Source organism: Amycolatopsis kentuckyensis (assembly GCF_002155975.1).
Classification (GTDB): Bacteria; Actinomycetota; Actinomycetes; order Mycobacteriales; family Pseudonocardiaceae; genus Amycolatopsis; species Amycolatopsis kentuckyensis.
On the sequence record NZ_MUMI01000054.1, the window covers coordinates 23,892 to 35,506 of the forward strand.

11 protein-coding genes are annotated in these 11,615 nt (G+C 71.5%); 2 read left to right on the forward strand and 9 right to left on the reverse strand.

Annotated features, from left to right (window positions below; genetic code table 11):
• Positions 1-39: 39 nt before the first annotated feature.
• Both CCN39_RS05575 and CCN39_RS05580 read left to right on the forward strand, forming a co-directional pair.
• On the forward strand, positions 40-243 hold the full coding sequence (locus CCN39_RS05575; protein ID WP_086839003.1) for an MbtH family protein: 204 nt from the start codon (positions 40-42) through the stop codon (positions 241-243).
• Complete coding sequence (locus tag CCN39_RS05580) at positions 243-1,208, forward strand: ATP-binding cassette domain-containing protein (protein WP_086839005.1); 966 nt, start codon at positions 243-245, stop codon at positions 1,206-1,208. The genes CCN39_RS05575 and CCN39_RS05580 overlap by 1 nt, the downstream gene beginning before the upstream one ends.
• 311 nt (positions 1,209-1,519) lie before the next feature.
• Here CCN39_RS05580 and CCN39_RS05585 read toward each other — a convergent pair whose 3' ends face one another.
• The 9 genes from CCN39_RS05585 to CCN39_RS05625 form a co-directional block, all read right to left on the reverse strand.
• Positions 1,520-2,830: an MMPL family transporter gene (locus CCN39_RS05585; protein WP_086839007.1), complete on the reverse strand. Its 1,311-nt coding sequence runs from the start codon at positions 2,828-2,830 to the stop codon at positions 1,520-1,522.
• A gap of 143 nt (positions 2,831-2,973) precedes the next feature.
• Entirely contained in the window at positions 2,974-3,939 is a 966-nt protein-coding gene (gene sbnA, locus CCN39_RS05590) for a 2,3-diaminopropionate biosynthesis protein SbnA (RefSeq protein WP_086839009.1), read from the reverse strand.
• A gap of 11 nt (positions 3,940-3,950) precedes the next feature.
• Positions 3,951-4,988, reverse strand: a complete 1,038-nt coding sequence (gene sbnB / locus CCN39_RS05595; RefSeq protein WP_086839011.1) for a 2,3-diaminopropionate biosynthesis protein SbnB — start codon at positions 4,986-4,988, stop codon at positions 3,951-3,953.
• 32 nt (positions 4,989-5,020) lie between these two features.
• Complete coding sequence (locus tag CCN39_RS05600) at positions 5,021-6,397, reverse strand: preATP grasp domain-containing protein (RefSeq protein ID WP_086839013.1); 1,377 nt, start codon at positions 6,395-6,397, stop codon at positions 5,021-5,023.
• Positions 6,398-6,411: 14 nt separating this feature from the next.
• Positions 6,412-7,152, reverse strand: coding sequence for a 3-oxoacyl-ACP reductase FabG (gene fabG, locus CCN39_RS05605; protein WP_086839015.1), 741 nt, complete (start codon positions 7,150-7,152; stop codon positions 6,412-6,414).
• A complete protein-coding gene (locus CCN39_RS05610; protein WP_086839017.1) occupies positions 7,149-8,258 on the reverse strand; it encodes a beta-ketoacyl synthase N-terminal-like domain-containing protein in 1,110 nt (369 codons plus the stop codon). The genes fabG and CCN39_RS05610 overlap by 4 nt, the downstream gene beginning before the upstream one ends.
• Positions 8,255-9,505 carry a beta-ketoacyl-[acyl-carrier-protein] synthase family protein gene (locus CCN39_RS05615; protein WP_167454985.1) on the reverse strand — a complete coding sequence of 417 codons (1,251 nt, stop codon included), beginning with the start codon at positions 9,503-9,505 and terminating at the stop codon, positions 8,255-8,257. The genes CCN39_RS05610 and CCN39_RS05615 overlap by 4 nt, the downstream gene beginning before the upstream one ends.
• 10 nt (positions 9,506-9,515) lie before the next feature.
• Positions 9,516-9,767 (reverse strand): acyl carrier protein, encoded by a 252-nt coding sequence (locus CCN39_RS05620; protein WP_244210629.1) that lies wholly within the window; start codon positions 9,765-9,767, stop codon positions 9,516-9,518.
• Positions 9,768-10,040: 273 nt separating this feature from the next.
• Positions 10,041-10,727: an AfsR/SARP family transcriptional regulator gene (locus tag CCN39_RS05625; RefSeq protein ID WP_244210630.1), complete on the reverse strand. Its 687-nt coding sequence runs from the start codon at positions 10,725-10,727 to the stop codon at positions 10,041-10,043.
• Between the last annotated feature and the right edge of the window lie 888 nt (positions 10,728-11,615).

An 11,615-nucleotide genomic window follows, 5' to 3' on the forward strand; every position in this document is an offset into this window, starting at 1 on the left:
CCATGACAGCAAGCCGCTCGCAACAGACGGAGATGTGAAGTGACGAGTCCATTCGACGACGAGAACGGCCGGTTCCTCGTCCTGGTCAACGCCGAGGAAGAACGCAGTCTCTGGCCGGTGTTCGCCGCGGTGCCACCGGGGTGGGACGTCGCGTTGGGGGAGAGTTCCCGAGCCGAGGCGGTCGCCCACGTCGAGGCGACCTGGACGGACCTGCGCCCGAAGAGCCTGCGGGACGCCGGCTGATGGCGAGCGACGCGCTCGACCGCGAAGCGGCCATCGAAGTCACCGGACTGCGCAAGGGATTCGGCGACCACCAGGCACTGGCCGGCATCGACCTGCGGGTGCCCGCGGGCTCGGTGCTGGGCCTGCTCGGCCCCAACGGCGCCGGCAAGACCACGACGGTCCGGGTGCTCGCGACGCTCCTGCGTCCCGACGGCGGCACCGCCCGGGTCGCCGGCTTCGACGTGGCCACGCAGGCGAAGGAGGTGCAGCGGCGGATCGGCCTCGTCGGCCAGTACGCGGCGGTCGACGAGCTGCTCACCGGGCGGCAGAACCTCCAGCTGCTCGGCACGCTGCTGCACCTCGGGCGGCGCGGGGCCCGGCAGCGGGCGGTCGAACTGCTCGAGCGGTTCGACCTGACCGCGGCGGCCGACCGCGCGGTCGGGACGTACTCGGGCGGCATGCGGCGGCGGCTCGACCTGGCGACCTGCCTGATCGGCCGCCCGTCGGTGCTGTTCCTCGACGAGCCGACCACCGGCCTCGACCCGGCGAGCCGCAGCACGCTGTGGGCGATCGTGCGAGGCCTGGTCGACGAGGGTGTCACGGTCCTGCTCACCACGCAGTACCTCGAGGAGGCGGACTACCTCGCCGACCACATCGTGGTGATCGACCACGGCCGCGTGATCGCCGAGGGCACCGCCGACGAGCTGAAGCGCAAGATCGGCGCGGAGCGGCTCGAGGTCGCGGTCGCCGACCCCCGGTGGCTCCAGCCCGCGGTTTCGGCGCTGTCCGGAGTGTCGGCCTCGGCGGTGACGGTGGACGAACGCAAGCGCAGCATCGCGGTCGAGCTCCCGGACACCCCCGCCGGCATCGCGGCCGCGGCGGCGGCCCTGCGCGACGCCGGCGTCGAGTACACGGACTTCGCCCTCCGGCGGCCAACGCTCGACGAGGTGTTCCTGGACCTCACCGGACGTCCTTCGGGACCCTGACCCGCCACCGGTTCGTCCGGCCTCCGAGCGTCGTCGGCCCCGGCAGCGGGAGGAACCGGACGATCGGAAGCGGTGCCGCTGCCCGACGTTCCGGCGGCGGCACCGCCCGAGCTTGGAGTCCGGACTCGCGTGATCGGGCCCGGGACTCGTGTGATTGGGCCCGGGACTCGCGTGATCGGGGCCGGGCTCGTGTGATTGGGGCCGGAACTCGCGTGATCGGGGCCGGACTCGTGTGATGGAGGCCGGGACTCGCGTGATGGGGCCCGGAACTCGCGTGATCGGGGCCGGAACTCGCGTGATTGGGGCCGGTGTCAGCGGGTGTTCTTCGGGCCTCTGACTCGCCACCAGTTCGTGCGGCCTCCGAGCACCGCGAGCCGCGGCAGGAGGAGGAAGCGGACGATCAGGGTGTCGGCGACCAGGATCGCCGCGGTCGCCAGGGCGAACTCGCGGACGTCGCCGCTCTCCGTCATTCCCCAGACCAGCCACATCACCACCGCCACCAGCAGCGCGCCGCCGGATGCCGACCAGGCCCGGCGGCACGCGTGCGCCACCGTGTTGCGCCGGGACATGCCGGCCAGGGTTTCGCTCCGGAGCCGGTGCAGCAGGTACACCTGCAGGTGGTTCGCCGGCACGAGCAGGACGACCACCAGGACCATCGGGGCCCAGGCGGGCAGCGGATCGACCAGCAGGGTGAGCGTCCCCAGCCCGGCGAGCACGGCGACGCCGTTCAGCAGGAACGTCGCCAGCGCCACCACCGGCCGCCGGTAGGCGACGAGGGTGGCCAGGCCCAGCACCGCCAGCAACGTCACCACCCCGCACGCGTCCAGGTCGTCGACCAGGGGACGGCAGGCCGGGCAGCCGGGGGAGAACACGCGCAGCGACCCGTAGACCGCGGCGGCGCCGAGGGCGAGCAGGCCGATCGCGATCGCCGTGGGCCGCACGAACCGGGGCAGGTCGCCGACCGTCAACCTCGCGGGCGGCAGTTGCCTCGGCGAGGTGAGCACGCGATCGTTCAGGGCGGGCAGCAGGCTGAGCGCGGCGACGGTCGACGCCAGCACGGCCACCAGGACCGCGGTGGCCAGCGGCATCAGGTCGGCCGACCCGGCGAGCGCCACCGCGGCCAGCGCCGCGGCCACGCCGCTGCCGGAGACGAGGGCGGCGTTGCCCGCCGTGCTCGCGACGATCCGCGCGGCCCGTGACGCGTCGTTCCCGCCGGACAGTGCTTCCCGCCGCCGGCAGAAGGTGAACAGCATGTGCTGGACCGAAACCGTGATGACGACCAGCAGCGCCGCGTCCCCGGTGAGCGGGGACATCGCGACGGACTCGGAGACCGTGTCGAGCATCGCCGCCGACGCCGCCGTGACCACGCTGATGAACAGCGCGGACACGAGCAGCAGCAGCCGGGAGAACGGCACGCTCAGCAGGACCGCGACGGGCGCGGCGACCAGCGGCCACCAGTTCGCCGCCACGTCGGGGTCGGCGAGCGAGCCGTCACCCAGCCGGTGCCCGCCGGTGAGCCCCGGCAGCTGCGCCAGGGCCACGAAGACCAGCCAGAGGGCGATGACCGCGCCGGAATGGCCGGCGGACCAGCAGGAGGCGCGGACGGCCAGTGAAGGCTTCACGATCGTCCCCTTCGACCCGACGGGTATGGCGGCGTTCGCGGTTTCGGCTATCCGCGCAGGTGTTCGAGTCTAGTGAGCGGTGATCGTTCGTTCACGGGGGGTGACTCCCGGATCCGCGGTGGTGCTAGACCGTGTGTGGTGGATCACAGAGCGCGAACCCGGTCCTCCAGCAGCTCCTCGCCGTAGAGGTCGGCCACCCACTGGTCGTGGTAGACGGTGTCGAGGTAGCGGTCACCGAGATCGGGCGCGATCGCCACCGCGGTGCCGATCCCTTCGTGCGTCTCCAGCCAGGTCAAGGCACCGCTGACGACGGTCCCGGTGGAGCCGCCGAAGCAGAACCCCTCCCGGGTGAGGGCCCGGCAGGTGCGCACGGTGTCGGCTTCTGCCACGTGCAGCACGTCGTCGATGTAGGAGGCGTCGAGCATCGGCGGCCGGATCCCGGTGCCCAGCCCGGGAATCATCCGGCGGGCCGGTGGCGTGCCGAAGGTGACCGAGCCGACCGTGTCGATCGCGACCACCCGGGTGCCGGGCCGGTGCTCGCGCAGGTACCGGGCGCACCCCATGAGCGTCCCGGTGGTGCCCGCCCCGATGAAGACGACGTCCGCGTCGGGGAAGGCTTCGGCGATCTGCGGGCCGGTCGTTTCGTAGTGGGCGCGCCAGTTCCCGGCGTTTTCGTACTGGTTGAGCCAGACGAACCCGCGCTCGGCGCACAGTTGCCGCACGAGTTCGATGCGCGCGCCCAGCAGCCCGTGCTCCGGGTGCGGTTCGGTGACGATCCGGACCTCGGCCCCCATCGTCTCCATCAGCTGCCGGGCCCCGAGCGTGCACCGCGAGTCGGTGACGCAGACGAATCGGTAGCCGGAACTGGCGGCGACGAGGCTCAGCGCCACGCCGAGGTTGCCGGACGAGCTCTCCACGAGCGTCGAGCCGGGCCGCAGGTCGCCGCGGCGCTCGGCCGCGGCGACCATCGACCGGGCGGCCTTGATCTTGATCGACCCGGCGAAGTTGAAACCCTCGCACTTGAGGTAGAGCGGATGGCCGGCGAACCCGCGGAGGTCGACGAACAGGTCGTCGGTGTTGAAGTCCTGCGGAGCGGTGATGATCGGCACGCGGGCTCCCGTTACCTCTTGCCGTACCGGTCGAGTTCGAAGAAGAACTCGCCGACGGTCCGCAGGTCGCCGGACGCGCGCAGCCGGTCGTGGACGTGCTTGCCGACGGCGAGGTCGAGCACCCCGAGCCCGAACGGCGAGAAGACCAGCGGCCGGTCCTTCGGCAGGACGGTCTTCCCGGTCATCACGTCGTGCAGGGTCCCGGACAGGAAGTCCCGGCCGCCGGTCCGCTGCTCGGCCAGGTGGACCGAGGTGTTCGCCTTCAGGCAGTGCTCGACGTCGTCGACGACGTTGGCCGACGCGAGGATCACCTCCGGCGAGAGGTCGCGCAGCGAGACGTGCAGGACCAGCGGGTGGTGGTCGAACCACGCCGGGTCGTGGACGTGCGGCTCCCCGGCGACCGTCGCGAACACGACCAGGTCGCTCCCGCGGATCAGGTCTTCGGCGCTGCCGTGCACGGTCACCGCGGCCTGCCCGGCCGCGGTCAGGTACCCGTGGAACCCTTCGGCGTGCGCCGGGTTCAGGTCGAACACGCCGACGTCGTCGAAGGTCCAGCCGGCGGCGGCCAGGTACGCGTGGACGTACCGCGCGATCAGGCCGGTGCCGACGATGCCGAGGCGGGCGGGCCGCGCCCGGTCCCGGGTCAGCCAGTCGGCGGCGAGCGCGGCCGACGCGGCGGTGCGGGTGGCGCTGATGATGGAACTTTCCAGGCAGGCCAGCGGATACCCGGTCTTCCGGTCGTTCAGGACCAGGATCGCCGAGGCGCGCGGCAGCCCGCTCGCGACGTTCTCCGGGAAGCTCGAGATCCACTTCAGCCCGTCGACCGCGATGTCCCCGCCGACCGACGCCGGCAGGGCGATGATCCGCGACGACGGCCGGTCGGGGAAGCGCAGGAAGTAGGACGGCGGGTTGACCGTGTCGCCTTCGCCGTGCAGGCGGTAGGCCGACTCGATCAGGTCGATGACGAGTTTTTCCTGTCCCTCGAGGACTTCGTGGACCTGCGCCCCGGAGATCACGGCGAACTCCGGGGCGGACGTGCTGGTGCTCATGCTGGCTGCCTCCTGAGGCGGTGGGTGCGCGGTCACTCCGCGGCGAGGGTGGCGAGGCGCTCGGTGATCCGGTGGTCGAGTTCGTCGAGCTCCGCCACCGACGGCCCGATGAGCACGCCGTAGAGCCGGCCGGCGAACGCTTCGCCCGCCGCGGCGACACCGGCTCCGGCGTTGACCGTGGCGAAGTTGTTGACGAGCAGCCCGCTGCCTGACCCGGCGAACAGCAGGTCGCCGAGCGCCGAACGCAGCTGCGCGAAGGGGAGCGGGGCGGTGAGGCGCACCGGGTAGTGCCGCGCCATCGCGACGGCGCCCTCGGGCACGAACCGCTCCTGCAGCGGCACCTGGTAGGTCGACATGTTGTTGCGCGCGTTGATCTCCAGCACCGGGAAGATCCCGCCGTCCGGCTCGACCAGCGCGTCGACGCCGACGACGCCGTAGTAGCCGTCCTCGGCCAGCCGAGCCCCGAGGACGTCCGCCGCGTGCCGGATCACGGCGTGCTGGGCCTCGTCGAGGCGCGGCGGCATCCGGTGTCCCTTGTGGACGCCGTGCTCGGTGATCGCCTCCTTGACGAAGTCGAACCGCACCGAGCCGTCCCGGCCCACGGTGAACTGGTAGTTCAGGTCGGCGACCTTCTCGACCCAGGTCTCGGTGACCAGCGCGATCCGGTCGCGGCCCGCCTTCCGCGCGGTGCGTTCGATCATCCGCTGCAGGCGCAGCAGCCGCGGCTCGCTGGTGACGACGGCGATGCCCTTCCCCGACACGCCGAACGCCTCCTTCACCACCACCGTGCCGCCTTCGACGAGCACCTTGGCGGCCTCCGGCACGGCCTCGGCGAGCTGCTCCGGCGTGTCGCAGATCCAGCCCGGCGGTTGCCGCAGTCCGAGCTCGTCGGCCAGCTGCCGGCTGTAGACCTTGCTGTTGACGGCCTTGCACAGCGCGGCCGGCGGGGTGGCCAGCGGAACGCCGGTGCGGGCCGCCAGCTCCTCTTCGACGGTTGACGCGCCGTGCGGCAGCAGGTGCGCGCCGTCGGAGGCCAGCTCGGTGAGCGCCGCGACGAGCGCGGGGTCGGCGAGCGCGTCCTGGCTGACGTTGCGCGCCGGGTCCGGCGCCGCGACGACGTGCACCTCCGGCAGCTCGAAGCCGAGGTCGAGCAGGTAGCGGTGGTAGTCCGGGTCCGGCGCGTGCTTCAGCACGACGTGGTCGCCCTTGCCGCCCAGCAGCAGCGCGAACTCGTCCATGCTGTTGACCACCGCCGTGCTGCCCGCCGCGGACACCCGCGGCAGGCCGAGCTCGTCGGCCGCCCACAGCTCCTCGACCTCGAAGTTGCCGAGGAAGACCAGCGGGTGCTCGGCCGAGCCGAGCGCGGCCGTCTTCAACCGGGCGATGAAGTTCGGGCTTTCGGTGTCCATGGCGGACCTTCCCCTCAGACGACCAGGCCGCCGTCGATCTCGAATACGCTTCCGGTGATGTAGGCGGCGCGGTCGGACACCAGGTAGGCCACCAGGTCGGCGACCTCCCCGGCGGTGCCGAACCGGCCCAGCGGGATGGCCGCGCGCAGCTTCTCGCGCGCCTTGCCGGTCATCTGCGCGGTCATGTCGGTCTCGATCAGGCCGGGCGCGACGGCGTTGACCCGGATGCCGAACCGGCCGACTTCCTTGGCGAGCGCCTTGGCGAAGCCGATCACGCCGCTCTTGGACGCCGAGTAGTTGACCTGCGTCGGGTTGCCGTACACCCCGGACACCGAGGACAGCGTGACGACGCTGCCGCGGCGCTGCTTGAGCATGAGGAACACGGCCGGCTGGCAGACGTTGTAGACGCCGTCGAGGTTGGTCCGCAGCACGTCCGTCCAGCGGTCCTCGGTCATCGTCACGAACGCGCCGTCCCGGGTGATGCCCGCCGACGTCACCACCGCGTCCGGGACGCCGAGGTCGGCGGCCGTGCGGGCCACCCATTCGCCGGTCGCCTCCCGGTCGGTGACGTCGACCCTGGTGGCGACCGCCCGCCGCCCGAGGTCGTGCACCTCCTTGGTGAGCACGTCGGCGGACTGTTCGTCCGAGCGGTAGCAGAACGCGATGTCGTGGCCGCTTTCGGCGAGGCTCAGCACGACCGCGCGGCCGATGCCGCGCGACCCGCCGCTGACCAGCGCGACCTTCGGCGCGCTCATCGGACCGGCTCCCCGAGCCGCAGCAGCGTGCACGCCACCGCGCCGTCGTCGTCGCAGGTGGTGACGACCGTGTGGTCGGCGCCGGCCCGCCCGGCCGACTCGGCGACGCTGAGGACGGCGGCGAGCTGGAACATCGCGCTCGCCGACGCCGTGTCGCCGAGGAGGTCCGCCGACGGCACCCGGTCGACGGCCGCGTCGCCGAACAGGTCCCGCAGCGCCACCGTCTCGACCGGCTTGCCACCGGAGTCGGTGAAGCCGCTGCCGGTCGCGGCCCAGACCTGTTCGGGCGCGATCCCGGCGGCGGCGAGCAGCGCGCGCACCGCGACGGCCACCGTCCCGGCGAGGTCGCCGTCGAGGCACACCCGGGATTCGAACCCCTCCAGGGTGCCCAGCACCCGGCGGCCGGGTGGCCGCAGGTCCGCGGGTTCGAGGAGGAACATCGCGCAGCCCTCGCCGATCACCACCGGGTCGCCCCCGCCACGGCGGTGGTGCTCGACCCAGGCACGGGCGGGGGAGTACTCCTCGGCGGCGCCGCAGAGCACCCGGGTCGCCCGGCCGGTCCGCAGCAGCCGCCGCGCGTAGTTCAGCGCGTGCGGGCCGGTGGTCCGGCCCGCGGCGATCGTCGCGTTCGGGCCCTTGAGCCCGTGCCAGATCGCGGCCTGCCCGGCGGCGCAGTTCATCACGCAGCCGGGGACCGCGGCCGGTTCGACGTGGTCGGGCTTGTCGCCGGTGAGCGAGGCCCGGGTCAGGTCCATCATGCTCTGGACGCTGCCGGTCGTGGTGCCCAGCACGAACCCGATGTCATCGCGCTCGTCGCCCGGTTCGACGCCGATGTCGGCGAGCAGGTGCTTCGCCGCGGCGACGGCCAGCCCGCTGACCCGGTTCATCGCCCGGGTGCCCTTCGTGCCGAGGTACTCCCGCGGCTCGAAGCCCGGAACGGTGGCCGCCGTTCCCGCGGGTCCCCGCGCCCAGCGCCGGGCGTCCAGTGCGGACACCGGCGACGTCCGGGTGCGGACGCCGTCGGCGAAGGAGGCGCGGTCGTGGCCGAACGGCGAGATCGCCGTCCAGGCCGAGATGACCGGCGCGGCCGGGGTTGCGATGCTCATGCCACTGCCTCCCGCGGGCCGTCGTAGCGGCCGATCAGCACGACCGAGTTGTTGCCGCCGAAGGCCCAGCCGTTGTTCTGCACGATCCGCAGGTCCGCCTCGACCGCCACGTTGGGCACGCAGTCGACGGCGCACTCGGGGTCGGTCTCGATGTGGTTGATCGTCGGCGGGATGAACCCCTCGGTGATGGCCACCGAGCAGCCGATCGCGGCCAGCGCGCTCGCCGCGCCCATCGAGTGGCCGAGCATCGACTTCATCGACACCACGCGCGGGGTGTCGTCGCCGAACAGCTCGCGGATCGCCGCGGCTTCGGTCTTGTCGTTGGCGTGGGTCCCGGTGCCGTGCGCGGAGATCAGGTCGACCTCGGCGGGCTTGACGCCGGCGTTCGCCAGCGCCAGCTCCATGCAGCGGGCGATGCCGCCCTGGTGCGGGGCGACCGGGTGGTGGGCGTCGCAGGACAGGCCGTAGCCGAGCACTTCGCCGTAGATCCGGGCGCCGCGCGCGGTCGCCGACTCCAGGCTCTCCAGCATCAGGATGCCGGCGCCTTCGCCGGTCAGGATGCCCAGCCGGTTCTTGTCGAACGGGCGGCAGAAGTCCGGCGCGATGCTGCGCAGCCGGTAGAAGGAGGTGAACGTCTTGCGGCAGACGGCGTCCGCGCCCCCGCACAGCGCGAAGTCGGCTTCCCCGAGCCGGATCGCGTCGAACGAGTGGCCGATCGCGTAGTTGCCCGCCGAGCAGGCCGTCGCGATGCTGCCGACCTCCACATTGGACAGCCCCAGTTCGTGGGCGATCGAGGTGGCGAGCCGGCCGGCCGACGTGCGCCGGGCCAGCCGCGGGCTCATCGCCTCCGGGCCGGCCGCGATCTCCAGCGAGACCATGCTGTCGAGCTCGTGCGACTCGCCGTCGGTCGTGCCGACCGACAGCAGGCAGCGCGCCTCGCGCAGCACGTCGAGGTCGATGCCGGAGTCCGCCACCGCCAGCCGGGCGGCGGCGGTGGAGAACCGGCTGGCGCGGCCGAGCGACTCGATGTCGACGTTCCGGATCCAGCGTTCGGGCTCGAAGCCGATGACCTCGCAGCCGTTGTTGTGCTCGAAGCCGGTCGTGTCGAAGACGCTGATCGGCCGGACGTTGCTGCGCCCGGCGCGGAGCGCGGCCGTGAACTCGTCGATGCCCGTGCCCAGGCTGGAAACCACCCCGCAACCGGTGATCACCACCCGCCTGTCGGGTGCGGTGGACTGTTCGCTCATCGGATTTCCCTCACCAGCCGGCGGATTCCGCGACGACCTCGTAGGCGCTGTCCAGGTCGACCATCCGGCGGAACTGCGCCTGGTCGATCGTGACGCCGAACTGCTTCTCCAGCGCGGCGAGGACGTCCATCAGCGTGAGCGAGTCGGCTTCGTGGTCCTCGATGAAGTTGCTCGTCTCGGAAAGTTCGCCGTCCTCGAGCTCGAGGTGCTCGCGGACGATCGCGCGGATCTGTTCCCTGCGCTCGGACACTGCCGCTGTCATGACCACTCCTGTACCGGGTTTTTCGGACGAACTTCGGCCTGGCCGGGAAACTAGCCGCGGCAGATGACCGGCCGTTGACCGAACGCTGACGAAGGCCGGCGTCGGCAAACCGTCAGCCGTCCGTCATCCGGATGCGTCACGATCATGGTCGTCGATCACGGAAGGAGAGCGGATGAGCCCGGAGGGTGTTCCCCGGAGGCCGGTGTTCCCCGGGTACGGCAGCAGGGACGGCCGGTGGTCGCGCCGTCCCTGCTGAGGAGTGCGGTCGTGCGTTCAGTCGAGCATGCAGTCCTGGACCAGGATGGCCTGGTACAACTGCCGCAGCGCCCGGCCCGGTGAGAGGCCGAGTTCGTTGCCGAGCCACTTGCTGGTGTGGTGGAACACCGACAGCGCCTCGCTTTGCTGGCCGGTGCGGTAGAGGGCGAGCATCAGCAGTTCGCTGAGCCGTTCCCGGCCGGGGTTCTCGGTGGCCAGCTGCCGCAGTTCGTGCACGATGTCGTGCTGTTGTCCCACGGCCAGCCGGGCGGCGATGAGGTCTTCCTGGACGGCCAGCCGCCGCTCGTTCAGGTGCGTGGCCGCGGCCCGGCAGCGCACGCCTTCCTGCACGTCCATCAGGGCCGGCCCGCGCCACTGCACCAGGGCCTCCCGCAGGATGCCGGTGGCTTCCTGCGGTGCGGTGGAGACCAGGGACGTGCCGCGCCGCGCGAGTTCGAGGAACCGGTGCGAGTCGATCGCCTCGGCGGGCACCTCCAGCTGGTAGCCGCTGTAGGTGGTCCGGACGATCTCCTCCCCGCTCGCGTCGGTGATCGGCTTGAAAAGCCGCCGCAGCCGTGCGATATTCGCTTGCAGTGCGTTGCGGGAGTTGGCGAGTGACCGCGGGCCCCACAGCTCGTCCGCCAACTGCTCGTAGGACACCGGACGCCCGGGCGACAGCGCCATCATCGCCAGCAAGGTCCGCACTTTCTTCGCGCGTATCGAGTAAATTCTCCCATTCGATCTTATTTCCATAGCGCCTAGTAGTTCGATTTCCACTTCGATCGACCCCCAGATTCGGGCAGCCCGATACTCATCGGCCGGACCATCCGAAGATGTATTTTGCGCAAGATAGTGGCAGAGGGCCGGTGGCTTAGGTACCTCCGTTCGGACCAGTGAAACGCCTAACTCGCCAGTAGTATCAGTTCGCAGACAGTTTGACTCGGGATGTATTCGGACACAGCAGGGGGTGGTGGTGTTAGCACCACCATTAATGGTGGTGGTGGCACACCGGAGGGCCGAGCTGATCTTCGCTGGTGGGGTCGCCGCGAGCGGTGCCGGCGACGTCCCTGGTTGCACGAACGGCAAGGGGGTCATTACACCCCGAAACCCGCGCTGACCGGGCGGTGACCGGGTGGTCCGGACCGCCGGGACGCCGGCTGCGGCGGGGTGCCGGGGCCCCTGGCGGCGGAGGCGGCCCGAGGCTCCCGGCAATAGGGGAGGCAAACATGAATAGTATTTCTCTTCGGCTAATAAAATTGGCCTTCGCGAGTGGCCGGTTCGATCCCCGTCCGGGTTTGTCCGGAGCCCTTTCGCGGCATTGGTGAACGGCGTTCACGAAGTTTCGGAACAAGCCGCGCTCGGGAGAGGTGCGCGGACTGCCTCGGCAAAGTCGCCGAGAGGGTGTCCCGGCGGTGCTCGCGTGCCTTCTCGGTCGGGTCGAGTGGGTCGGCGGCGATTCGAACGGGGTGCTGTCTTCCAGGGTGGCCGCGCCGAGTCCGTGGTGGCCCGGTCACTCTGTGTATCCGGCAGGTGAGGGCGGCCGCCCGGCATATCGGTCGACCGATTCGCCCCGCGGCTCGCGAGCCGGACCGG

What these genes read in the sequence shown, in the direction of transcription:
- CCN39_RS05580 (WP_086839005.1), top strand. Translation starts at nt 243, where the DNA reads ATGGCGAGCGACGCGCTCGACCGCGAAGCGGCCATCGAAGTCACCGGA.
- fabG (WP_086839015.1), bottom strand. Translation starts at nt 7,152, where the DNA reads ATGAGCGCGCCGAAGGTCGCGCTGGTCAGCGGCGGGTCGCGCGGCATC.
- CCN39_RS05615 (WP_167454985.1), bottom strand. Translation starts at nt 9,505, where the DNA reads ATGAGCGAACAGTCCACCGCACCCGACAGGCGGGTGGTGATCACCGGT.
- CCN39_RS05620 (WP_244210629.1), bottom strand. Translation starts at nt 9,767, where the DNA reads ATGACAGCGGCAGTGTCCGAGCGCAGGGAACAGATCCGCGCGATCGTC.
- CCN39_RS05610 (WP_086839017.1), bottom strand. Translation starts at nt 8,258, where the DNA reads ATGAGCATCGCAACCCCGGCCGCGCCGGTCATCTCGGCCTGGACGGCG.
- sbnB (WP_086839011.1), bottom strand. Translation starts at nt 4,988, where the DNA reads ATGAGCACCAGCACGTCCGCCCCGGAGTTCGCCGTGATCTCCGGGGCG.
- CCN39_RS05600 (WP_086839013.1), bottom strand. Translation starts at nt 6,397, where the DNA reads ATGGACACCGAAAGCCCGAACTTCATCGCCCGGTTGAAGACGGCCGCG.